A 21,643-nucleotide genomic window follows, 5' to 3' on the forward strand; every position below is an offset into this window, starting at 1 on the left:
GCGTTTCGCGCCACGCAAGCGCGGCTCCATCGCAGGACCATGGCGCGCCACCCGTGCCATCGGCACAGTGCGGCTCATCCCCTCACCGGAGCCCGCCATGCAACTCACACCCCTCATCGCCGTGCACATGACGGCCGCCATCGCCGCCGTGGCCATTGGCCCGGTGGCGCTCTGGGCCCGCCGCGGTCATGCAGCCCACCTGCCAGGCCAGCGCCCGCGCCTGCACCGAGCGGCCGGCTACGCCTGGGTCACGCTCATGCTGGTCGCCGCCATTTCCGCCATCTTCATCCGCGACTTCAAGCTGCCCAACATCGCCGGCTACACACCGGTTCATTTGCTGGTGCCGATCGTCTTCGGCAGCCTGTTCCTCGCGTTTCGCGCGCTGCTGCGCGGCGACGTGAAGCGCCACCGCCGCGTGATGGTGTGGCTGTACATCAGCGCCTGTCTCGTGGCCGGCGCGTTCACCTTGTTGCCCAACCGCTACCTCGGCGGCCTGGTCTGGCACCAGTGGCTGGGCCTGGCATGAGCCGCCGTCCTGACAACCTTGAACCTTGAACCGGAGCCCACCATGAACCCATCGAACCCCCAATACAACGACATCGACCGCCTGGCGCGCCGCCGCGCCGGCGCCCGCATGGGCTGGTACGTGCATGCGCTGGTGTACCTCAGCGTCAACGCCGTGCTCGCCATGCTCTCCCTGTCCAGCGGTCGCCACTGGGCCATCTACCCCGCGCTGGGCTGGGGCCTGGGCCTGCTGATCCACGGCCTGGTGGTCTGGGTCACGCTGGGCGGTGGCGGGCTGCAGCAGCGCCTGGTGGCGCAGGAACGCGAGCGCCTGTTGCGGGAACGCGGCGAGTGAACACGGAGGTCGCTGCGGGCATACAGGATACTGCGGCCATGCCGCCGTTCAAACCCGACATCGCCGCCCGACGCGCCCTTGTGGTCGTGGTCGTCAACACCGTGATCGCGCTGATCATCACCGCGGTCAACGGCGACACCTTCGCGGTCAACCTGCTGTACTCGCAGTGCATCGGGCTGTCCATCTGGGTGCTGATCGACGGCGGGCGCCACGTGCTCCACCCCAGTGGCTGGCCCGGGGTGCCGCGCATGGCCCTGCTGGTGGTGATGGCCGTGCTGACGGCCTACGTGGCCGGCAGTGTGACCGCCAACCTTCTGCTGGGCCGCGACCTGTTCGCGAGCCTGAGCAACTTTCCCCGCGCCACGCTGGGTTTCGTGTTGATGTCGCTCGCCGCTGGCGGCTTCGGGGCCTACTACTTCACCAGCCGCGCCATGCTGGCGCATGCCCGCCTGGCACAGGAAGAAGCCCAGCGCCAGGCCAGCGAAGCCCGCCTGAAGCTGCTCGAATCGCAGCTCGAGCCGCACATGCTGTTCAACACCCTGGCCAACCTGCGCGTGCTCATCGGCACCGACCCCGCGCGCGCCACCGCCATGCTCGACCGGCTCAACGATTTCCTGCGCGCCACGCTCACCGCGTCGCGCACCGAGGCCCATGCCGGCCAGCACACGCTCACGGCCGAATTCGACCGCCTGCGCGACTACCTCGAACTCATGGCGGTGCGCATGGGCCCGCGCTTGCGCTACACGCTGGACTTGCCCGACGCGCTCGCCCGGCACCCGGTGCCCCCGCTGCTGCTGCAACCGCTGGTGGAGAACAGCATCCGCCACGGCCTGGAGCCCAGCCTGCAGGGCGGCGAGATCCGCGTCTGCGCGCGCCGCAACGGCCCCGCGCTGGAGCTGGAGGTGAGCGACACCGGCGTGGGCTGTGAACCGTCGCCCCAGCCCGGCTTCGGCCTGACACAGGTGCGCGAGCGCCTGGCGACGGCCTACCCGGGCCAGGCGCGGCTGGATTGGCAAGCCCGCCCCGGCCAGGGCACGCGCGCCCTGCTCACCCTGCCCTGGCAAGAAACGCCCACACCATGAACGCCACCGCCCTGATCGCCGAAGACGAACCGCTGCTGGCGCAAGCGCTGCAAGCCGAACTCGCCCGCGCCTGGCCCACGCTGCAGATCGTGGCCACCGTGGGCGACGGCGATTCGGCCGTGGCGCAGGCGCTGGCACTCAAGCCCGACGTGCTGTTTCTCGACATCCGCATGCCCGGCCAGACCGGCCTGCAAGCGGCCGCCGAGCTCGCGGACGAGTGGCCCGAGGGCGATCCGTTTCCCGCGCTGGTCTTCGTGACCGCGTACGACGCTTACGCGGTCGAGGCCTTTGACGCGCAGGCGGTCGACTACGTGCTCAAGCCGGTGCAGCCCGAACGCCTGGCGCGCACCGTCCAGCGGCTTCAACAAATGCTTACACAACGTCGCCAGCACGCAACGGGTGTTGCAGCACCCGACGACCACACGCTGCAACAACTGCGCGCCCTGCTTCTGGCCGGCGATGCGCCCGCGCCCACCCTGCCGCGCTTGCAGTTCATTCCCGCCAGCGTGGGCCAGGCCGTGCGCATGGTGCCGGTGGGCGAGGTGCTGGTGTTCGAGGCGGCCGACAAGTACGTGCGCGTGCTCACCGCCGGCAGCGAGGTGCTGATCCGCACCCCGCTCAAGGACCTGCTGCCGCAGCTGGACCCGGCCGTGTTCTGGCAGATCCACCGCGGCACCGTGGTGCGGGCCGACGCGATCGACAGCGTCTCCCGCAACGAAGCGGGGCGCCTGAGCCTGCGCTTGCGCGGCAGGCCGGAAACGCTGGCCGTCAGCCGGCTCTATGCCGACCGGTTTCGCGCCATGTGAGGACGCCTATGGAGCCCCATCGGCCGCCAAGGGGCCTCGCCACAACACCCTGGCGCTGGCCTCCAGCACGGCGGCCCCGTCCTGGTTGAGCATCTGGCCCGACAGCTCCAGCACCCACTGACCCATCTGCCGGCTTTCGCGCACGGCCCCCACCGTCCAGGTGGTGTGCAGGGTGTCGCCCGGATAGACCGGCAACAGGTAGCGGTTGTTCTGCTCCAGCAAGGCGATGCGGCTCTGCGCAAACCGGGCGCCGATGGCGCTGGCCATGATGGCCGCGGTGACGGCGCCATGGAAGATCCGGCCCCGCAGGCCCGCGCTGCTCGCCGCGGCGTCGCTCACGTGCACGGGGTGGGCGCCCTGTGTCAGGCGCACCGCCCGTTCCAGGTCTTCACCCACCAGGGCCCGCGTCGAAACGAACCGCTCGCCGGCCGTCACGCCCGGGCAGGCACCGGTGGCGACGGCGGTCGGCTCAGTCAACCCGCGCTCCCGATTCGCGCACGATGCGGCCCCAGCGCGCATGGTCTTCCTGCAGCACCCGGGCGAACTCGCCCGGGCTGCTGGGGCGCGCGAGCGCACCGATGGCCTGCATGGATTTCTGCATGCCCGGGTCGTCGAGGGCCTTGCGGATTTCGGCGTTCATGGCCGTCACGATGTCTTGCGGCGTGCCCTTGGGAAACAGGACGCCGAGCCAGGGGCTGGCGATGAAGCCCGGCAGGCCCGCCTCGATCAGGGTCGGCGTATCGGGCAGCTGTGGCACCCGCTTCGCGGAGGCGACCGCGATCAGCTTGAGCCGTCTGGATTCGATGTGCGGCACGGTGACCGTCAGGGTGTCGAAGCTGAGCATGACGTTGCCGCCGACGAGATCGGCGATCGAGCGCACGCTGCCCTGGTAGGGGATGTGCGTCATGGCCAGGCCCGCCTCGCGCTTGAGGCGCTCCATCGCCAGGTGCGACAGGGTGCCGTTGCCCACCGACGAGTAGTTCAGCTTGCCAGGGTGGGCCTTGGCATACGCCACCAGTTCGGCCAGGTTGTTGAACGGCGCGGACGGATGGGCCACCAGCGCGAGCGGGATTTCCATGAGCAGGCCACTCGGTGCGAAGTCGGTGAGCGGGTCGTAACCGACCGCCTTGTACAGGTGCGGGTTCGTCGCCAGCGACGCGGTGGCGGCCAGCGTCATGGTGTAGCCGTCGGGCGGCGATTTGGCCAGGTGCGCCAGGCCCAGGCTGCCCCCCTGGCCCGGTCGGTTCTCCACCACGAAGGGTTGCCCCATCGATTGCGACAACCGGTCCGCGAGCAGGCGCGCCACGATGTCCGTGGCCTGCCCTGCGGGAAAGCCCACCACCAGCTTGACGGGGTGGTCGGGGTAGCGGCCCTGCGCGCCGGACAGGCCGGCGGACAAACCCAATGTCAACGAAAGAACGATCCAGCGCAGTGTTTTCATGGTGTCTCCTGATCGGTTTTGTCGGTCTACAAGGCGGGATCCACGGCGATGACGTTGCGGCCCCGGTTGCGGCCCTCGATCACGCTCTCCATCACATCGGGCAGGGCCTCGAAGGGCCGCACCTCCGCGATGCGGCCGAGGTGGCGCGGTCGCAGGTCGGTCGACAGGCGATGCCACACGTGTTCGCGCAGATCGGGCGCGTTGTCGGAGTTGACGCCGATCAGCCGCACGCCGCGAAGAATGAAGGGCATGACCGTGGTCACGAGCTCGTGGCCCGCCGCGTTGCCGATGCTGGCGATCACGCCGTCCTTGTCCATGGTCCGCGTGAGCTGGGCCAGGGGCTCGCCGCCCAGCGAATCCACCGCCGCGGCCCATTGCGCCTTTTCCAGCGGCCGGGTGCCCGCCGCCAGATCGCTGGAGGCGATCACCTCGCTCGCGCCGAGCTCTTTCAGGTACCCGGCCTGCGCGGGTTTGCTGGTGACCGCGACCACCTCGTGGCCACGCTGCGCGAGGATGTCGATGGCGATGGTGGCCACGCCGCCAGTGGCGCCGTTGACGAGCACCCGGCCCCGGCCGGGTACCACGCCGTTGAGTTCCATCAGGTCCACGGCCAGCGCCGCCGTGTAGCCCGCCACGCCGATGGCGATGGCATCGAGCGCGCTGAGCCCGGCCGGAATGGGGTTCACCCAATCGGCGGGCACCCGGGCCTGCGTGGCGTAGCCGCCGTGGTGGGACACGCCAAAACCATGGCTGTGCACGACGACGGCATCGCCGGGCTGGAAACGGGCACTCTGCGACGACACCACGGTGCCCACGGCATCGATGCCCCCCACGCAGGGAAAGCGGCGGATGATGCGGCCCTTGCCGGTCGCCGCCAGGGCATCCTTGTAGTTGACGCTGGCGTAGCGCAGGCGCACGACGACGTCGCCGGGATCGAGCTGCGCGGGCGTCAGCGTGGTGAAGCTGGCGCGCACCGCGCCGGCGGGGTCTTCTTCGATGAGATAAGCCTTGATGGGGTCCATGGTTGCTCCTTGGGTTCAGATCACGCCGGCGGCCCGCAGGCCATCCACCTGCGCGTCGCTCAGGCCGAGTTGGCGAAACACGTCTTCGTTGTGCTGGCCCAGCGAGGGCCCCGCATGGCGGACCGCGCCAGGCGTCTCGGAGAACGCGGGCACGACGCTTTGCATGCGCACCGTGCCCAGCTCTTCGTCGGGCACGCTGACGATGGCGTCGCGCGCCGCGAAGTGGGCGTCCTGGAAGATGTCGGCGATGTCGTAGATCGGACTGAACCCGACCTCGTGGGCCTCCAGCATGCGATCGAGCTCGTCGATGCGGTGCTTCGCGATCTCGGTCGCCAGAATCTCGTCGAGCTCGGCCCGGTGGGCCACGCGCTCGCGGTTGGTGACGAACTTCGGGTCGCTCACCAGGTCTGGCCGGCCCAGCGCCGTGCACAGGCGTTCGTAGATGCGTTGGGTGGACGCGGCGATGGAGGCCCAGCGCCCATCGGCGGTCTTGTACACATTGCCGGGGGCCGCGTACTGGCTGGTGTTGCCCGAACGCCCGCGCACGACACCCAGCTGGTCGTACTCGATCGGCAGGAAATCGAGCACGCGGAACATCGACTCCATCATGGAGCAATCGATTTCCTGGCCCGGCGCGCCACCGTTCTGGCGCTGGTGGTACAGCGCGCTGAGGATGCCGATGGCACCGAACAGGCCGCCCACCGCGTCGGCGATGGGAAAGCCCAGGTGCAGCGGCGGCCGGTCGGGCTCACCGCAGATGTTGGTGAAGCCCGTCATGGCCTCGAACACCCGGGCGAAGCCGGGCCGGTTGCGGTACGGGCCGGTCTGTCCGAAACCGGTCAGGCGCAGGATGATCAGCCGCGGGTGGATGCCATGCAACCAGTCCTTGGTGATGCCCCAGCGGTCCAGCGTGTCCGGGCGGAAGTTCTCGACGATGACGTCGTACTTGGGGAGCATCCTGCCGAGCAGTGCGCGCCCCTCTTCGCGGCGCAAGTCCAGTGTGATGCCGCGCTTGTTGCGGTTGGCCGCCTTCCACCACAGGGGCACGCCGTCCTTGTAGGGCGGCAAAGCGCGCAGGGGATCGCCCACGCCGGGCATTTCGACCTTGAGCACGTCCGCGCCCAGGTCGGCCAGCAGCGTCGACGCCCAGGGGCCCGCGATCACGGTGGAGAGGTCCAGAATCCTGAGCCCTTTCAGGGGACCGGTGGTGGCGACGGGTGTCATGTTCGATGTCCTGGTTGCATGTCTCGAAGCCAGTTTAGGCATCCGGTGCAAAATACAGAATACGCATGGAGGTGATTTCAGAAATGCAGATTTCAGATCGCAAAGGGCTGCAGATCGAAGACCTGCGCTACTTCGTTCAGGCCACCGAATACGGCAGCCTCACGGCCGCGGCCACCGCCGTGGGCGTGGCCCAGTCGGCCTTCAGCCGCCAGCTCTCGCGCCTGGAGTCCACCCTGGGCGGGCGCCTGATGCACCGCACCGGCCGTGGCGTCGTGCTGACGGAGCTGGGCCGCCATGTCCTGCCGCGGGCGCAGGCCCTCCTGGCCGATGCGTCCGCCCTGGTGGAGGACACGGGCGGCAACGGGCGCCGACCCGCCGGGATCGTCAACGTGGGCCTGCTGCCCTCCATGGCACGGCCCATGACCGGACGCCTGTACGCACGGGTTCGCGAGGAATTCCCCGACATCCAGTTGCGCGTGATCGAGGTCTACAGCGGCCAGATCGAGGTGATGCTGTCGGAAGGCAGCATCGACGTCGGCACCTTCAACCGCTACCGACCGCTGCGGCGTGAGAGCCAGGATGCGGTGCTGTCATCGCCGCTGTGCCTGATCGCGGCGCCGGGTGGCCCGCACGGGGGCAAGTCCTCGGTGCGTTTCTCGGCGCTGGCGGGCCTGCCCCTGGTGATGCCGATACGGCCCAACAGCCTGCGCACCCTCTTCGAGGAAACCGCGAGCCGGCGGCGCATCGAAACCAACGTCGTGCTCGAGGTGAGTTCGGCCACCGCGATGAAGGACGCGGTGATGAGCTGCGGCCTGTACGCCACGCTGCCGGCGCACGCGATCCAGGAAGAGCTCGCCAGGGGCCTGCTGGAGCACATACCCATCACACACCCGGCCATCCGGCAGACCACCTTCATCGACACCACCCGGCGTCGGCCCGCGTCGGCCGCCGTGCGGGAAGTCGCGCGGTTGCTGACGGTGCTGGTCAAGCAACTCGGGATGCCGGGCTAACGAGGCCGCAAACAAAAACCGGGACATCGTGTCCCGGTTTTTTGTGGAGGTCAGTCCCGACCGCGGCGTCCGTCGTGACGGTCATGGCGGTCATGGCCGCGGTGGCCGTCATGCCAACGGTCATTCCGACGACCGTCCCAGCGCGGGTGCCCCCAACCCGAACGGTAGTACGGGCGCGGTGCGTAGTACACCGGCGGCGGTCCGTAGTAGATCGGGCGCGGCTGGTAGTAGATGGGACGTGGTTCGTAGTACACCGGCGGCGGCCCGTAATACACCGGTGGCGCGTTCGATACGCCGACCGCGACACCCGGGGTGTTCACGCCGATCGACCAGTGCACGTCGCTGCGCGCGTGGGCCTGCGAACCCATCACCGACAAAGCCCAGGCGCCAGCGGCCAGGGTGACGATGGTGAGGCCGCGGGTCAGGGCCGATGTGCGGGCCCAAGGGGTTTTCAAAGTCTGCGTGTTCATGTGGGGCTCCTGTTGCTGGGCGTTTTCACACCCTATGGTCGTATTACACGGACTTCCGCGTTAACCTGTTCCACACGGATGGTCAAAGTCGTTGCCATACGTAACGCCCACCCCATCTTTACATTGAAAACGCCATGAATACCCTTGGCCAGCCCACCGCACACGACGTACTCGACTTCTGGTTGGGCGACGGCCTGGCGCGCGGCTGGTGTTCCGACCCGCGCGACGAACTCTGGTTTGGCGGCGACCCCGCGTTCGACGACAAGATCCGCGCGCGCTTCGGCCCCCTGGTGGAGCAGGCGGTCGACGGCGGCCTGACCGAGTGGGAAACCCGCATCGATACCCGCCTGGCGCTGGTGCTGCTGCTCGACCAGTTCACCCGCAACGTGTACCGCGGTCAGGCGCGCGCCTTTGCCGGCGATGCGCGGGCGCAGCAGCTTTCATTGCAAGCCCGCGCCGGCGGGATGGACGCCGAGCTGGCCACCGTGGGCTGCGTGTTCATGGCCCTGCCGCTGGAACACGCGGAAGACCTCGGGCTGCAGGTCGAAAGCGTGCTGCGCTTCCAGCGCCTGTTCGACACCTGCGTCCCCGAGCTGCGCGACACCCTCGGCGGCTTCCTGCGGTACGCGCAACAACACCACGACATCGTGGCCCGGTTCGGCCGCTTCCCCCACCGCAACAAGGTGCTCGGTCGCGCCAGCACGCCCGCCGAAGAAGCCTTTCTGCAGGACGGTCCGCGCTTCGGTCAGTAAGAACGCCATCGACACGGCACACGACCGTCACGGCAGCCCGCGCTGCAGCTAGCCGAGGTCGCCGAGCCGGTAGTCGAGCCGCTCGAGCGCGTCAAGCAGGGGTGCGGGGTGCGGAACCCGCTGGGCGCCGCCGGCGCGTGGCACGATGCCGCGCACGAAGGCGTGCAGCCGGGTTGTGCCGCTGCCCAGTTGCTGGGGGTTTCTGACATCGACCGCCTGCGCGGCCACCATCAGCTCGATGCCCATGATGGACTTGCACAGCTGCGCGAGTTCCAGTGTGCGCCGCGCCGCCAGACTCGACATGCTGACGCGGTCGAGGTTGCCATTGGAGTGGCTCGAACTCGGCAACTCGGTGACCACCGGTGCGGCCAGCAGCCGCGCTTCGGCCGTGATGGCTTTGTGCACCTGGGCCAGGCCGTTGAACCCGGGCAGGCCCAGCGCATCCGCTTCGATCAGGCCGACGCTGAGACCCGACCAGAAGGCGTCCACGAGCTTCGCCACCCGCTCGGTCGACCCCGTGACCAGCGGCGCGATACCCAGGCGCAGCGTGTCCAGCGCCATCGAAAGAGACAGCATGTCGAAGTTGGCGACCGACACCAGCCGCTGCTCCTCGACGGAGACAATCGGGTTGTTCTGGCTCGCATTCAGCTCCACGGAGATCAGACCGCGTGCGAACTCGAAGCTGTCGAACGCATTGCCCAGCGTGATGGGCAACGAGCGAAAGCTCAGCGGGTCCTGCAGGTGACGTGGACCGCCCTCGCTCATCAGAGCGCTGCCTTGCAACTGCGACGCGATGCCGCGTGCCGCGTGCGCAAGGCCCTTGAGCGGCCGCGAACGCACCGCCGCCGCCGACACGATGGACGGGTTGGCGCCATACCCCTCCATGCTCAGCGCGGCCACCAACGGCCACGATTCGAGCAGGTTTTCCAGCGTATCGAACGCGAGTGCACCCAGCCCGATGGACAGCGGACTGGAATTGATGAGCGCGATGGTTTCACCGGCGGCAAGCTCGATGTCGCGGTAGAGGTCCAGTGCGATGTTGGCCACGGCCGACATGTCACTCTCGCCGGTGGAGCCCCACAGATGAACCTTGAAATCGCGCCCTGTGTTCAGCGCATCGACCAGCATGAGGGCCAACACGGGCCGCACGCCTTGGCGGCCCGATGCCATGTTGTTCAGCATCACCACCAGCATGGCGCGCACCATCTCCGACGAGGCCAGCGGCCCCAGCCCCATGTCGTGCGTCTCGAGCAACCGGCGGTTGAATTCGCCGAATCGAGAGGGGTCCAGCGGTACACCGGTTTTGGCGCCGACGCTGGTGGTCACGCCATAGACCAGTTCACCGCGCGCGACGATGGTCTCGACCAGCGCGCGCGAGGCCGCCATCTCGTCCAGTGCGGCGTCCGCCAGGCGGACCTTGGCCCCGCCGCGCGCGATGCGCGTGAGTTGGTGCGCCGTCAGACTTCGGCCGTCAATTTCTACAGGTTCAACCATATGTGCAAAGCGTTTCGTTGTGAGGAAATCGATCCGGCAAGTGCCCACGGTGGGCTGCTCTATTCTTCGGATCTGCCAGCCTTTCATTGGACGGGCAAGCTGTGGTTTCGCAAAACAAGTTTTGCTTGGCGACTTATTAGAAAAAATCACCATGTATCCAGTCTCTCAACACGTCTCCCTGCGCCAGCTGCGTGTGCTTCTGTCGGTGGGCGAAACGGGCAGTTTCAGCGCGACGGCCAGCACCATCGGACTGACGCAGTCCGCAGTCAGCCAGTCGTTGCGCACACTCGAAGAGGCCTTGCAGGTGTCGCTCGTGGACCGCACCACCCGCCAGGTGGCGCTGAGCGATGCGGGACGCCGGTTGGTCGGTCCTCTGCGAGAGGCACTCGACAGCCTCGAAACCGTGCTGTCGCGCGCCAAGGCCGAGGCGTCGGCCACCCGCGGCTTTGTGCGGCTGGCCTGCAGCCCCTCGGTGGGCAGCAGCTTGTTGCCCGCCCGCATGGCCGAGGTTCAGCGCGCCTGGCCAGACATCCAGCTGCAGCTGCGCGAGCTCGCCCATGCCGAGGTGCTGGAGAGCGTGCTGCGCGGTGCCGCCGAGATCGGCATCGTCGCCAGCGACGGATTGCCGGCCGAATTCAGCGCGGCTCCGCTGGCCAGCGAGTCGTACCACGTGTACTGCAGTGCGCAGCATCCTTTTGCGCGGCGGCAGTACGTCAATGCCGACGCGCTTCGCTATGAGAAGCTGATTCTTCTTGACGATGCGGCCGGCGGACGGTTTCAGCTGGACCGCTTTCTGCACGCGCACGATATCGCGACGGCCGATGTCCAGGAGGTGTCCCAGTTCGCGATGGCCATTGCGCTCGCGGCCGAGCAGATGGGTGTGGCCGTGCTGCCCGGCGGTGGCCATGCGGAGCAAACCCGGGCGGGAGATCCAGCGGTCAAGGCCATCGCGCTGACGCCCGACTTCAAGCGAACGATCTCCCTCGTCACGCGGCGCAACGCGGCGTCGACGGCGCTCGTCGAGCGGGTTGTGGATTCACTGGTCACACCCCGCGGCAGCGCCGGGACCGTCCACCGGAAGAAGACGACGGTGGTCGTGCCCTTTCAGTCGGGCGGCCCCGCCGACCGGTTCGGCCGTCAGTTCGCAATGGCCCTGGGCGACGTCCTGGGTCAGACCGTCGACGTGGAGAACGTGGTCGGGCTCGGCGGCGTGCTGGGGGTGCACCGGGTCACGCGCTCGGTGGCCGACGGTTGCACCATCGGGCTGGCCGGCACCGGTGCCACGGTGTTCGACCATCTGCTGAACCAGGATGGCCTGTTCGACGTCTTCCACGACATCACCTGTCTGAGCGGTCTGGTCCAGTTGCCCAATGTGCTGCTGGTGGGGAAACACATTGCCGCGACCAACCTCCAGGAACTGATCGCTCAGGTGCGTCTGCGACCCGACAAGTTCACCACGGCCTCGGTCGCCCGGGGACCCCTCAGCGTTTTGTCGCAGCTGTTCCAGAAGCGCACCTCGACCCGGATGCTGTCGCGCCACTACGACGGCCTGGTGCCCGCCGTCCTCGACCTGACGCGCGGCAAACTGGACGTGCTGTTTGCCGAGATGGGTGGCAACGCCATGGATGCCATCCGCAACCATGCCGTGCGCCCGCTGATGATCGCGGGCCATCAGCGCACGAGCTGGCTGCCCGAGGTGCCGACCGCGCTCGATTGCGGCCTGCCGGATGTGATCGCCGACGGCGGCTACTGCGTGGTCGCACCGGCGTCCCTGTCTGCCGAGGCACGGCTGGAGCTGCAGGGGCAGATCCACGCAGCCTTGCGCTCACCGGCGGTCACCGAGAGTTTTATCGGCCAGGGCGGAACGCCGGATCTGCGGACCGGGAACGAGTACATGGCCTACGTTCGGCGCGAGCACGAACGCTGGGGCCAGTTGCTCGGCACGCGCTGAGGTCGTCGAGCGCGCCGGGCGGCCGTGAGCTGGCCCGATAGCCGGCCTAATAAATGCATTAGCGAGACTAATTTTTCACCGGTGACGGCGTGGAGTTCAATGGGCGCAGCGCATGTGCGCGGCTCTTGAAATTGAACGGCAAGGCAGCACCGAATGGCACAACTCTTTTCCACCGCCGGCCAGGGCATGACCAGCGAGGTCGACTTCGATGCCGAGGGCAAGCAGTGCGGCTACTTGCGGCTGCCGCACTCGGTCCATCGGTCGGCTTACGGATGGATACCGGTGCCGGTCGCCTCCATCCGCAACGGCCCAGGCCCGGTGGTGCTGGTGATGGGCGGCAACCACGGCGACGAGTACGAAGGCCAGCTCATCGTCTCGCGGCTGATCCGCGAGATCGATCCTTCTCGCGTGCAGGGTCAGCTCATCCTGCTGCCGATGGCCAACCTTCCGGCCGCGAAAGCCGGGCTGCGCACCTCGCCCATCGACGGCGGGAACCTCAATCGCCTGTTTCCCGGCAACCCCGCCGGCAGCATCACCGAAGTCCTGGGCAGTTACATCGAGCAAGCGCTGCTGACGCGTGCCGACCTGCTGCTGGACCTGCATTCGGGCGGCAGCTCGCTGGTCTACCACGGCAGCCTGGCGATGGCCGGTGCCGCAAGCGACGAGGAAGAGGATGCGCGTCTTCGCCCCTTGCTGCGCGCGTTGGGCGCTCGCTATACCTGCCTGCTGAAGCAGCTGAATCCCCGCACGATCCTCGGTGCGGCGCGGCGCCAGAACTGCATGGGCCTGGTGCTGGAAATCGGTGGCGGCGGGCAGGTGTCGCGGCCCGATCTCGAAGAGTCCTGGCACGGCGTGCGCCGAACCTTGATTGCCAGTGGCGTGTTGCATGGCGAGCCGGCGGCACCCGCGAGCGCGGGCCATTGGGTCGACCTGGCGTTCGGCGCCGACAGCTGCAACGTCTTCGCACGTTCCGCCGGCCTCTTCGAACCCCTGGTCGGGTTGGGCGACACCGTCCAGGCCGGGCAGACAGCGGCTCGAATCCACGACCCTTCAGCGCCCCACCGCGAACCCGAACTTGTGCATTTTGAGGCGGCGGGCACCGTGGTCTGCCAACGCGTGCCCGCCCTCACCGAAGTCGGCGACTGCCTGTTCCAGGTGGCCTCCATCAGCGGCCCGCTCCAGGGCATCGAAAGGATTGAAGAAAAATGATCAGAAGAGAATGGCTCAAACGCGCGGCCGCCCTGTCCGTCGCCGGTCCCACCGTCCTGTCCCAGGGCAGCGCGCTCGCCGCCTATGCCGAGCGGCCTGTCACCCTCGTGGCGCCGTTCCCGGCGGGTGGATCGGCCGATGCCTATGCGCGCATCGTCGCGGCCGGCCTGTCGGAAGAACTCCGCCAACCGGTGGTGGTGCAGAACAAGCCGGGCGCCTCGGGCGGGCTCGGCATCCAGACCGTGGTGCGCTCGGCGCCGGATGGCTACACCCTGGGCCTGGCGGGCATCGGCACCATGCTGCTGATGCCGCTGACCTCGCCCAAGCCCATGTTCGATCCGATGAAAGACCTGACGCTGCTGGGGCAGGTGGTGGCCACGCCCGTGGTCATGGTGGTGGGTTCGGGCGTCAAGGCGAAAACGGTGGCGGAATTCGTTGGGGAAGCCAAGCGCAGACCCGGTGCCTTGACCGTGGCGTCCACCGGCGTAGGCGGCGGCACGCACGTGATCGCGGAACTCTTCCAGCAGGCCACAGGCACCCAGCTGCTCCACGTCCCTTACCAAGGGTCGACCCAGGTCATGCAGGACATGCTCGGCGGCCAGGTCGATGTGTTCTTCGGCGAAATTCCGGCACTGCTGCCGCAGATCAAGGCGGGCAAGCTGCGGGTGCTGCTCACCGCCACCACGCAGCGTCTCAAGTGGCTGCCCGAGGTCCCGACCGCGGCGCAGGCCGGCGTGCCGCAGGTGCTTCTGAGCGGCGAGTACGGCCTGGTCGGCCCCGCCGGCTTGCCAGCGGCGGTGTCGAGCGCCATCGAACGGGCCTTGCTCAAAACCATGGCCACGGCCGACGCAGCCGACAAAATGGACAAGGGCTTCGGCATTCCGACGCTCAAGTCCGGCGAGGCCTACCGCGCCTATCTGCAGGCCGAGACGCAGCGCTGGAGGCCCGTGATCAAGGCAGCCAACATCACCACCGAATAGGTCGCGACACCGACCAGCCCGCTGGGACCCCGTCGCCAGCGGGCCGCGTGAAGCGCGGCCGGCGCGTGGAGGACGGCCCACGCGCCGGCCCGTGAAACCGTCATCGAAAAGACATCCGTTCGTCACGGTCGCTACACGGCCGGTCTCTACAACCGGGGTTTCTCACAAAACCCATGAGACCACCGATGCGCCCCCTGCTTCCTGCCTTCGCCACCCCCTCTCGCCTGTTCGCCGCTTCCCTGATGATGACGGCCGTGCTCGCCGCCTGTGGTGGTGGCGGTGGCAGCAATGCGCCTGCGCCCGGCCCCGGCGCTGACGCCACGCCCACCGGGCTCACACTGGAAAAAATCGGCGGTTACAGCACCGGCCAGTTCGGCGTAAGCGCGGCTGAAATCCCCGCGTTCGATGCTGCCAGCAAACGCCTGTTCGTGGTCAACGCCCAGCTCGGCGCGGTCGACGTGCTCAACCTCGCGGACCCGACCCACCCGGTGAAGATCGGCGCGATCGACGCCACCACCGTGCTGCCCGGCGCCAGCATCAACAGCGTGGCCGTGCACAACGGCGTCGTCGCCGTGGCCATCCAGGCCCCGGTCAAAACCGACAACGGCCGCATGGCGCTGTACCGCGCGAGCGACCTCACCCTGATCAGCGCCGTCACCATCGGCGCCCTGCCCGACATGCTCACCTTCACGCCCGACGGCAACACCGTGCTGGTGGCCAACGAAGGCGAGCCCAGCGACGACTACCAGATCGACCCCGAAGGCAGCATCAGCGTCATCCACGTGCGCAACCTCGCCGCGCCGGTGGTGCGCACCGCCGACTTCACCGCTTTCAACGCCCAGGCCGCCGCGCTGCGCACGGCGGGCGTGCGCATCTCCGGCCCCGGCGCCACCGTCGCGCAAGACCTCGAGCCCGAGTACATCGCCATCTCGGCCGACGGCACCACCGCGTGGGTGACGCTGCAAGAGAACAACGCCATGGCCAAGGTGAACATCGCCACCGCCACGGTCACCGACATCCTGCCGCTCGGCTTCAAAGACCACGGCGTGGCGGGCAACGAACTCGACGCGTCGGACACCGAAGGCGGCGCGATCAACATCAAGACCTGGCCCGGCGTGCACGGCATGTACCTGCCCGACGCCATGGCCTCGTACACCGTGGGTGGGAACACCTACCTCGTCACTGCCAACGAAGGCGACGCGCGCGCCTGGGGCGAAGGCGACGCGGCCTACTGGGGCGGCGACGCCAGCAAAGGTTTCGTGGAAGAGTTCCGCGTGAAGCACCTGGTGAACAAGAACGGCTGGGCCGGACGCGCGGGCGACGACCTGCCACCGCAACTCAACGCGATGGCCGCTGGCGGCCTGCTCAACCCCGCCGTCTTCGGCTACTGCGGCGCCATCAACGGCGACCCGGTGGGCTGCCGTGCCGACAACCAACTCGGCCGCCTCAACATCAGCTGGACCATGGGCTACCGCATGGACGCCTTGGGTGCGCCGGTGATGTTCAACGCGGCGGGCGTGCAAGACCCGGCCGGCAACCGCCTCATGTACGACAAGCTCTACAGCTACGGCGGCCGCTCGTTCAGCATCTGGGATGCGAACGGCGCGTTGGTGTGGGACTCGGGCGCGGAGATCGAGAAGTTCCTCGCCAGCGCCGACTGCAAACTCGGCACCACCCGCAGCATCCCGTGCGCCACCTGGTTCAACTCGGGCCACGACGAAGGCAACGCGCTCGACAGCCGCAGCGACGCCAAAGGCCCCGAGCCCGAAGGCATCGCACTCGGCCAGATCGGCAACAAGACCTTCGCCTTCATCGGCCTGGAGCGCATGGGCGGCGTGCTGGTGTACGACATCACCGTCCCCACGGCGCCCAAGCGCGTGGACTACCTCAACACGCGAGACGACTGGGCCACGGCCGACCCGTCCACCGTGCTCGCCACGGCGGGCGACCTCGGTCCCGAAGGCCTGGTGTTCATCCCGGCCGCGCGCTCGCCCAACGGCAAGCCACTGCTGGTGGTGGGCAACGAGGTGAGTGGCACCACAGCCGTGATGCAGATCAACCTGAAGTACTGACCGACTTCAGCCCGAAGCCAGCGGCCGCAGCGCCGCTGGCAACCAGCCCACCAGCCGCCCATGGATGTGAGCTTCGTTCCGCTGCCACCAGATGCCCAGCGCCACCACGCCCAGCCCCAACAGCGTCAGGGCAAACGGGAACAACAAGCTGTCGGAAAACACCCGGTACGCCAGGTAGCCCAGGTAGCTCGCCACGCCCAAAGCCCCCAACACCGTGAACACACGCCTTCCAATGGCGGCGCCCAGGAACACCAACAACACATTCAACAATGCATACAACAGTTTGTTGAATTCGGATTCGCTCTCGCGCAGGCTCAGGCCCGCCCAGAACATGATCGCGCCGAACAGGTACAGCCAGAACGCGAAGTCCTGCCGGTCTTCGGCGTTCTCCGCGGTGCGGGTGCGCAAGTCCACCCACACGGCGATCGCGCAGGTGGCCAGGCCGAACACCAGCGACATGTCGCGCGCGAACGCCCAGTCGAAGCCTTCCTTCTGCATCGCCATGTGCGAGAAGTCCATGCAGAGGTACCAGATGGTGACGGCCACCGGCATCACCATGAACGGCAGCTTGTAGCGGTACAGCAGCACCACGGCCGCGGCCAGAGTGGCGAACTCCAACGTGAGCCAGCGCCAGTCGACGATGCGGTGGTAATCGCGGTAGCTGTCCGAGCCACCGTCGGGCCACAGGCCAACGCCGACCTGGAACGCCCACACCGCCAGGGGCACCAGGCAAACGGCCAGCGTGGCCAGAATGCCCGCCGGGGTGCGCAAGCCCTTTTGCAGCAGGTTGCCCGCCACCAGCAGCGCGCCCGTGAAATAGCCCATCGCCAGGGCGAACACGCCCCAGGCGCCAAACAACTCCCAGCCCAGCGACATGAACAGCGTCATGGCGCCAATGGCCAGCATGCCGCCGAAGTAATAGAGCGTGTTGGTGAAACTGAAGGCGGGCCCACGGTCCAGCGGTGCGTGCCCGGGCATCGTCCGCAGGGTGTTGGCTGCGGCGACAGTGTCCTCGTGCGCGAGTTGGGCCGCCGTGGGCACCGCGGAAGCGCCTCCCAGCGCCACGCGCAGCGGGCTGCCCGGCGTGGCCCATGACGCCCACAGCGCATGCGCCTCGCCCTGCGCGATGGCGCCGCGCGCCACGGCGGCCTCCACATCGCTCCAGCCAATCTGCACGCGCACCGAGGGCAGAAAGACGTCCTCGGTCTGGGTGATTTCCCAGCGCGTGGGCTCGTCGCTGGGCATGGTGTCGGGATTCTCGTTGTTCATCTCGGGCTTCCTCTTCCTTGGTTCCTCGTCCGGGAGCGGTCACGATACCGGAAAACCCACGCCCTCCATTCGGGCTGGCGGGGCCCGGGCCCCGCCCGGCCACATCAATAGAATGCGTCATGAGCTCCACCACCCCCGCCGCAGAAGGCGAACACAAAGTCAGCAATTTCCTGCGCCAGATCATCGAAAACGATCTGGACAAAGGCACGTACCAAAGCCGCCTCTGGGCCGGCAGCCCCGGCGATGCCGCGCACCAGGCCAGCGGCCAGCCCGACCCGGCCAAGATCCGCACCCGCTTCCCGCCCGAGCCCAACGGCTACCTGCACATCGGCCACGCCAAAAGCATCTGCCTGAACTTCGGCCTGGCGCGCGACTACGGCGGCATCTGCCACCTGCGCTTTGACGACACCAACCCGGAAAAGGAAGACACCGAGTACGTCAACAGCATCATCGACGCCGTGAAGTGGCTCGGCTTCGACTGGGAAGCCAACGGCACCGACCACCTCTTCCAGGCCAGCGACTACTTCGACTTCATGTACCGCGCGGCCGAATACCTGGTGGAGCACGGCCACGCCTACGTCGACGAACAGACCGCCGAACAGATGCGCCTGAGCCGCGGCGACTTCGGCAAGCCCGGCGTGAACAGCCCCTTCCGTAGCCGCACGCCGGCCGAGAACCTGAAGCGCTTGCGCGAAATGCGCGACGGCCAGCACGAAGACGGCAGCATGGTGCTGCGCGCCAAGATCGACATGGCCAGCCCCAACATCAACCTGCGCGACCCGGCGATCTACCGCATCCGCCGCGCCACGCACCACAACACCGGGGACAAGTGGTGCATCTACCCGATGTACACCTACGCGCACCCGATCGAAGACGCGCTGGAGCAGATCACCCACAGCATCTGCACGCTCGAATTCGAAGACCAGCGCCCGTTCTACGACTGGCTGCTCGAACGCCTGTGCGAAGGCGGCCTGCTGAAAAGCCCGCCGCCACGCCAGTACGAATTTGCGCGCCTGAACCTCACCTACGTCATCACCAGCAAGCGCAAGCTCGCGCAACTGGTGTACGACCACAAGGTGAGCGGCTGGGACGACCCGCGCATGCCCACCATCGTCGGCCTGCGCCGACGCGGCTACACACCCGAGAGCATCCAGCTGTTCGCCGAACGCATCGGCGTGACCAAGAGCGATTCGTGGATCGACTACAGCACGCTCGAAGGCTGCCTGCGCGAAGACCTGGAGAACAAGGCGCACCGCGGCATGGCGGTGCTGGACCCCGTCAAGCTGGTGCTCACCAACTGGGGCGAGGTGTTCGGCTCTGACGGCTACACCGAAGACTGCACCCAGCCGGCCCTGCCGCACAGCGCGATCGCGGAAGGCCAGACGCCGCCGCCCGACCGCGTGTTCAAGATCGGCAAGGACGTGTGGATCGAGCGCGAGGACTTCGAGGAAGTGCCGCCCAAGGGCTACAAGCGCCTGTTCCCTGGGAACGTGGTGCGCTTGAAGGGAGGGTATGTGATCGAGTGCACCGGTTGCGCCCGGGATGCGAATGGCGCCGTGACCGAAGTGCACGCCAAAGTGATCCCCAACACCAAGAGCGGCACGCCGGGCGCCGACAGCGTGAAAGCCAAAGCAGCCATCACCTGGGTGAGCGTCGCCAGCGGCGTGCAAGCCGAAGTGCGGCTGTACGACCGCCTGTTCCTGGATGCCCAGCCCGACGCGGGCGGCAAGGATTTCATCGAGGCGCTGAACCCGAACAGCCTGAAGGTGGTGACGGCTTACGTGGAGCCTTCACTGGCGAATGCGAAGCCGGACGAGAAGTTCCAGTTCGAGCGGCACGGGTACTTCGTGGCGGATCGGGTGGATCACGTGGTGGGGAAACCGGTGTTCAACCGGGCGACGGGGTTGAAGGACTCCTGGGGCAAGTGATCAACGAAAGCCACGCATGCTCGCCAACCTGACCCCCTTCCTCCTCCACTGGGCCATCACCGCCTTTGCGCTCTGGGTGGCGAGCCATGTCTTCAAGGGCATCCAGCTCAGCAGCACGGGGGCGTTGGTGGTGTCGGCTTTGCTGCTGGGCCTGGCCAATGCCATCGTGCGGCCTTTGCTGGTGTTCCTGACCCTGCCCTTGACGGTGCTCACCTTCGGGCTTTTCCTGCTGGTCATCAACGCGCTGATGCTGTTGCTGGTGGCCAAGCTGGTGAACGGCTTCAAGATCAATGGTTTCTGGACCGCGTTCTGGGCCAGCCTGTTCATGGCAGTGTTGAGCTTTGTGCTCGGCGCATTCCTGCTGGGTGGATCGCCGGAGTTCACGATCGACACCAGTCCGGCCCCCGGATCGGTCTGGCTTTGATGCGGCCGGGGCGTCCTTAGACGCATTCTTCTTTTCAGGGAGCCATAGATATGAAGCGTTTTTTCCTTCTCACCGTTGGCGCAGCCCTGTGCGCACAACTGGCCATCGCCAATGAGCCCGCAACACCGCTCAAGGGGTGCGCGGCCAAGGTTGCGAACATCCAGAGGGAACTGGCCATTGCCAACTCGAAAGGGCAGACACGCAAAGTCAGAGGCTTGGAAGACGCTTTGCGTGCCGCAGAGAAATGTGATGACAGCGTCTTGCTTGCCGACCGCGAGAAGAAGGTGCGCAGTGCTACCGACAAGGTGAGCGAACGCGAAGCGGAACTCAAGGAAGAAGAGCGAGAAGGAAAGTCGAAAGACATTGCCAAGGCGCGCCGCAAGCTGGCTGAGGCTCAGCAGGAATTGACGGCGGCCAAGGCTGAGCTTCTGCGTTGATGCACGTAGCCGCGTGAACGCGGGCGGCCGCGGCTGTTAGTGCTTCATCAGGTGCGGCAACCCGCCGCCTTCTCCTCTGCCGGAGGTGCGGCGATCTGGCGCACGGTATGAACACCCTCATCGGGAATCGTGATCCGAATGGCGCCATTGCGACCTTGAGGCTGGGAACCTGCGAGGGGCAACTCGATCAGCCAGCGGTCGCCGAGGTTGGAGAGCACCAGCGCATGGACTGTCCCCCAACCACCGCCTTCGTTGCATGTCACCGGCGTCACGGACATTGCTGTGCCCAGTGCGCCCTGGATCAATTCGCAAGTGTTTGCAGGCACACGCAATTCGTTGACCTGCGTCGCACGAATGCCTGCCATTTCAGCGACGAATGCGGGCAAGTGGCTGGCGCGCCCCAGCACGCCTGGTATCGACACCATGAAAAGCGGCGTCACGACCATCACCAGCAACACACATCCCCACAGTGGCATCTTGTGAAACAGCGTCGAGCTGCCGAGAACCACCAGCAGCCACACGGCGACAAAGACACCCAAGTGCCCCCAATCCGCACCTTGCGTGGGATACAAAAAAGAGAACAAAGCCAGGAACGGAAAAGTGCCGAAGAAGCAGACGTTCAGGGCCGACAGCTGCCGTCTCCACCATGGATGTTGATGCCCTGCTCTCTTGCGGTCATACCACAGCCATCCCGCACCACCCACCAGCAAAAGAATGGTTCCGGGGATCACAAGATACTCCGCCGAGGGCTTGCAGTCGCGCCACATCTGGTACCCGACAAACAGAAGGAACGCGCCCGTGCCCGCCACCTGCAATGCCCACAACGAAGATGGTCGAAGAACCTCGTTTTGATCGTCCAGCCCCGCTTCACGATATGCCCAGAGTGGCAAGAGCAATGACACGACCGTGTACAGGTAAAAGGCCGTGGCCAACAACGCCACGAACAGACTGGCACTCAAGATCGCAGAGATATCTGCAGGAACGAAGTCGATCGATCTGAAGTAGAAGTACAGCAGCGCCACGCCGCAGCCTGTGCCGATCGCACCCAATGTCACCCATGGGATCGCCCCCATATACCGAAGAAGTCGCTTGAGTAGATCCATCGGCTGGATTGGTTTTTCATCCTCCTGCGAAGATCGCGTCTGAGCCATGATCGCCTCCCCTTGTTCTGCATCTTTTGACATTCGCATCCCTTTTGCATCGATGGAGCTAG

General features: G+C 66.9%; 21 protein-coding genes. 13 read left to right on the forward strand and 8 right to left on the reverse strand.

Annotated elements, in window-relative coordinates; all coding sequences use genetic code 11:
- Window positions 1-97: 97 nt before the first annotated feature.
- The 4 genes from FFS09_RS12960 to FFS09_RS12975 are packed head-to-tail and all read left to right on the forward strand — an operon-like array spanning window position 98 to window position 2,747.
- Window positions 98-526 carry a DUF2306 domain-containing protein gene (locus FFS09_RS12960; RefSeq protein WP_137919296.1) on the forward strand — a complete coding sequence of 143 codons (429 nt, stop codon included), beginning with the start codon at window positions 98-100 and terminating at the stop codon, window positions 524-526.
- A 42-nt stretch (window positions 527-568) separates the two neighbouring features.
- On the forward strand, window positions 569-859 hold the full coding sequence (locus FFS09_RS12965; RefSeq protein ID WP_137919297.1) for a 2TM domain-containing protein: 291 nt from the start codon (window positions 569-571) through the stop codon (window positions 857-859).
- A 38-nt stretch (window positions 860-897) separates the two neighbouring features.
- On the forward strand, window positions 898-1,941 hold the full coding sequence (locus FFS09_RS12970) for a sensor histidine kinase (protein ID WP_137919298.1): 1,044 nt from the start codon (window positions 898-900) through the stop codon (window positions 1,939-1,941).
- On the forward strand, window positions 1,938-2,747 hold the full coding sequence (locus FFS09_RS12975; protein WP_137919299.1) for a LytR/AlgR family response regulator transcription factor: 810 nt from the start codon (window positions 1,938-1,940) through the stop codon (window positions 2,745-2,747). Before FFS09_RS12970 ends, FFS09_RS12975 begins: the two co-directional genes overlap by 4 nt.
- Window positions 2,748-2,753: 6 nt before the next feature.
- Here the strand turns inward: FFS09_RS12975 and FFS09_RS12980 are convergent, their stop codons facing one another.
- From FFS09_RS12980 to FFS09_RS12995, 4 genes are read right to left on the reverse strand one after another with little or no spacing between them, the layout of a single operon-like run.
- Complete coding sequence (locus FFS09_RS12980) at window positions 2,754-3,224, reverse strand: MaoC family dehydratase (protein ID WP_171019998.1); 471 nt, start codon at window positions 3,222-3,224, stop codon at window positions 2,754-2,756.
- Window positions 3,217-4,188, reverse strand: a complete 972-nt coding sequence (locus tag FFS09_RS12985) for a Bug family tripartite tricarboxylate transporter substrate binding protein (protein WP_137919301.1) — start codon at window positions 4,186-4,188, stop codon at window positions 3,217-3,219. Before FFS09_RS12985 ends, FFS09_RS12980 begins: the two co-directional genes overlap by 8 nt.
- A 26-nt stretch (window positions 4,189-4,214) precedes the next feature.
- Window positions 4,215-5,210: an acrylyl-CoA reductase family protein gene (locus tag FFS09_RS12990; protein WP_137919302.1), complete on the reverse strand. Its 996-nt coding sequence runs from the start codon at window positions 5,208-5,210 to the stop codon at window positions 4,215-4,217.
- Between the two features lie 15 nt (window positions 5,211-5,225).
- Window positions 5,226-6,434 carry a CaiB/BaiF CoA transferase family protein gene (locus FFS09_RS12995; RefSeq protein WP_137919303.1) on the reverse strand — a complete coding sequence of 403 codons (1,209 nt, stop codon included), beginning with the start codon at window positions 6,432-6,434 and terminating at the stop codon, window positions 5,226-5,228.
- 83 nt (window positions 6,435-6,517) lie between these two features.
- On the opposite strand from FFS09_RS12995, the gene FFS09_RS13000 reads away from it, so the two are divergent.
- Complete coding sequence (locus FFS09_RS13000; RefSeq protein WP_171019999.1) at window positions 6,518-7,444, forward strand: LysR family transcriptional regulator; 927 nt, start codon at window positions 6,518-6,520, stop codon at window positions 7,442-7,444.
- A gap of 50 nt (window positions 7,445-7,494) precedes the next feature.
- Here the strand turns inward: FFS09_RS13000 and FFS09_RS13005 are convergent, their stop codons facing one another.
- Entirely contained in the window at window positions 7,495-7,914 is a 420-nt protein-coding gene (locus tag FFS09_RS13005) for a hypothetical protein (protein ID WP_252374355.1), read from the reverse strand.
- Window positions 7,915-8,048: 134 nt separating this feature from the next.
- Here FFS09_RS13005 and FFS09_RS13010 point away from each other — a divergent pair, with 134 nt between their 5' ends.
- A complete protein-coding gene (locus tag FFS09_RS13010) occupies window positions 8,049-8,666 on the forward strand; it encodes a DUF924 family protein (RefSeq protein ID WP_137919305.1) in 618 nt (205 codons plus the stop codon).
- A 48-nt stretch (window positions 8,667-8,714) separates the two neighbouring features.
- On the opposite strand, the gene FFS09_RS13015 is transcribed toward FFS09_RS13010, so the two are convergent.
- Window positions 8,715-10,160 carry an aromatic amino acid ammonia-lyase gene (locus tag FFS09_RS13015; protein ID WP_171020000.1) on the reverse strand — a complete coding sequence of 482 codons (1,446 nt, stop codon included), beginning with the start codon at window positions 10,158-10,160 and terminating at the stop codon, window positions 8,715-8,717.
- Window positions 10,161-10,311: 151 nt separating this feature from the next.
- On the opposite strand from FFS09_RS13015, the gene FFS09_RS13020 reads away from it, so the two are divergent.
- From FFS09_RS13020 to FFS09_RS13035, 4 genes are all read left to right on the forward strand, one after another.
- A complete protein-coding gene (locus FFS09_RS13020; RefSeq protein WP_171020001.1) occupies window positions 10,312-12,111 on the forward strand; it encodes a tripartite tricarboxylate transporter substrate-binding protein in 1,800 nt (599 codons plus the stop codon).
- A gap of 153 nt (window positions 12,112-12,264) precedes the next feature.
- On the forward strand, window positions 12,265-13,320 hold the full coding sequence (locus tag FFS09_RS13025) for a succinylglutamate desuccinylase/aspartoacylase family protein (protein ID WP_137919308.1): 1,056 nt from the start codon (window positions 12,265-12,267) through the stop codon (window positions 13,318-13,320).
- Entirely contained in the window at window positions 13,317-14,300 is a 984-nt protein-coding gene (locus FFS09_RS13030; RefSeq protein ID WP_137919309.1) for a Bug family tripartite tricarboxylate transporter substrate binding protein, read from the forward strand. Before FFS09_RS13025 ends, FFS09_RS13030 begins: the two co-directional genes overlap by 4 nt.
- 185 nt (window positions 14,301-14,485) lie before the next feature.
- Complete coding sequence (locus tag FFS09_RS13035) at window positions 14,486-16,372, forward strand: choice-of-anchor I family protein (protein ID WP_137919310.1); 1,887 nt, start codon at window positions 14,486-14,488, stop codon at window positions 16,370-16,372.
- Window positions 16,373-16,378: 6 nt separating this feature from the next.
- Here FFS09_RS13035 and FFS09_RS13040 read toward each other — a convergent pair whose 3' ends face one another.
- Complete coding sequence (locus FFS09_RS13040) at window positions 16,379-17,641, reverse strand: DUF2157 domain-containing protein (protein ID WP_212745097.1); 1,263 nt, start codon at window positions 17,639-17,641, stop codon at window positions 16,379-16,381.
- Window positions 17,642-17,760: 119 nt separating this feature from the next.
- On the opposite strand from FFS09_RS13040, the gene FFS09_RS13045 reads away from it, so the two are divergent.
- The 3 genes from FFS09_RS13045 to FFS09_RS13055 are packed head-to-tail and all read left to right on the forward strand — an operon-like array spanning window position 17,761 to window position 20,430.
- Window positions 17,761-19,569, forward strand: coding sequence for a glutamine--tRNA ligase/YqeY domain fusion protein (locus tag FFS09_RS13045; RefSeq protein WP_137919311.1), 1,809 nt, complete (start codon window positions 17,761-17,763; stop codon window positions 19,567-19,569).
- A 16-nt stretch (window positions 19,570-19,585) separates the two neighbouring features.
- Window positions 19,586-19,993 carry a phage holin family protein gene (locus FFS09_RS13050; RefSeq protein WP_137919312.1) on the forward strand — a complete coding sequence of 136 codons (408 nt, stop codon included), beginning with the start codon at window positions 19,586-19,588 and terminating at the stop codon, window positions 19,991-19,993.
- Window positions 19,994-20,043: 50 nt separating this feature from the next.
- Window positions 20,044-20,430 carry a DUF1090 domain-containing protein gene (locus FFS09_RS13055; protein ID WP_137919313.1) on the forward strand — a complete coding sequence of 129 codons (387 nt, stop codon included), beginning with the start codon at window positions 20,044-20,046 and terminating at the stop codon, window positions 20,428-20,430.
- 47 nt (window positions 20,431-20,477) lie between these two features.
- On the opposite strand, the gene FFS09_RS13060 is transcribed toward FFS09_RS13055, so the two are convergent.
- The gene (locus FFS09_RS13060; protein WP_137919314.1) at window positions 20,478-21,614 is read right to left on the reverse strand and encodes a YfhO family protein; all 1,137 of its coding nucleotides are present in this window, start codon (window positions 21,612-21,614) and stop codon (window positions 20,478-20,480) included.
- Window positions 21,615-21,643 lie beyond the last annotated feature (29 nt).

The organism is Hydrogenophaga sp. 2FB, from assembly GCF_005503365.1.
Taxonomy (GTDB): domain Bacteria; phylum Pseudomonadota; class Gammaproteobacteria; order Burkholderiales; family Burkholderiaceae_C; genus Hydrogenophaga.

Bases quoted from the DNA above. Each gene is read 5' to 3' on its own strand.
- FFS09_RS13035 (WP_137919310.1), top strand. From the start codon at position 14,486: ATGCGCCCCCTGCTTCCTGCCTTCGCCACCCCCTCTCGCCTGTTCGCC.
- FFS09_RS12975 (WP_137919299.1), top strand. From the start codon at position 1,938: ATGAACGCCACCGCCCTGATCGCCGAAGACGAACCGCTGCTGGCGCAA.
- FFS09_RS13020 (WP_171020001.1), top strand. From the start codon at position 10,312: ATGTATCCAGTCTCTCAACACGTCTCCCTGCGCCAGCTGCGTGTGCTT.
- FFS09_RS13025 (WP_137919308.1), top strand. From the start codon at position 12,265: ATGGCACAACTCTTTTCCACCGCCGGCCAGGGCATGACCAGCGAGGTC.
- FFS09_RS13005 (WP_252374355.1), bottom strand. From the start codon at position 7,914: ATGAACACGCAGACTTTGAAAACCCCTTGGGCCCGCACATCGGCCCTG.
- FFS09_RS12960 (WP_137919296.1), top strand. From the start codon at position 98: ATGCAACTCACACCCCTCATCGCCGTGCACATGACGGCCGCCATCGCC.
- FFS09_RS13010 (WP_137919305.1), top strand. From the start codon at position 8,049: ATGAATACCCTTGGCCAGCCCACCGCACACGACGTACTCGACTTCTGG.
- FFS09_RS13055 (WP_137919313.1), top strand. From the start codon at position 20,044: ATGAAGCGTTTTTTCCTTCTCACCGTTGGCGCAGCCCTGTGCGCACAA.
- FFS09_RS12965 (WP_137919297.1), top strand. From the start codon at position 569: ATGAACCCATCGAACCCCCAATACAACGACATCGACCGCCTGGCGCGC.
- FFS09_RS12990 (WP_137919302.1), bottom strand. From the start codon at position 5,210: ATGGACCCCATCAAGGCTTATCTCATCGAAGAAGACCCCGCCGGCGCG.
- FFS09_RS13040 (WP_212745097.1), bottom strand. From the start codon at position 17,641: ATGAACAACGAGAATCCCGACACCATGCCCAGCGACGAGCCCACGCGC.
- FFS09_RS13050 (WP_137919312.1), top strand. From the start codon at position 19,586: ATGCTCGCCAACCTGACCCCCTTCCTCCTCCACTGGGCCATCACCGCC.
- FFS09_RS12970 (WP_137919298.1), top strand. From the start codon at position 898: ATGCCGCCGTTCAAACCCGACATCGCCGCCCGACGCGCCCTTGTGGTC.
- FFS09_RS13045 (WP_137919311.1), top strand. From the start codon at position 17,761: ATGAGCTCCACCACCCCCGCCGCAGAAGGCGAACACAAAGTCAGCAAT.
- FFS09_RS13015 (WP_171020000.1), bottom strand. From the start codon at position 10,160: ATGGTTGAACCTGTAGAAATTGACGGCCGAAGTCTGACGGCGCACCAA.
- FFS09_RS12985 (WP_137919301.1), bottom strand. From the start codon at position 4,188: ATGAAAACACTGCGCTGGATCGTTCTTTCGTTGACATTGGGTTTGTCC.
- FFS09_RS13060 (WP_137919314.1), bottom strand. From the start codon at position 21,614: ATGTCAAAAGATGCAGAACAAGGGGAGGCGATCATGGCTCAGACGCGA.
- FFS09_RS12995 (WP_137919303.1), bottom strand. From the start codon at position 6,434: ATGACACCCGTCGCCACCACCGGTCCCCTGAAAGGGCTCAGGATTCTG.
- FFS09_RS13000 (WP_171019999.1), top strand. From the start codon at position 6,518: ATGCAGATTTCAGATCGCAAAGGGCTGCAGATCGAAGACCTGCGCTAC.
- FFS09_RS13030 (WP_137919309.1), top strand. From the start codon at position 13,317: ATGATCAGAAGAGAATGGCTCAAACGCGCGGCCGCCCTGTCCGTCGCC.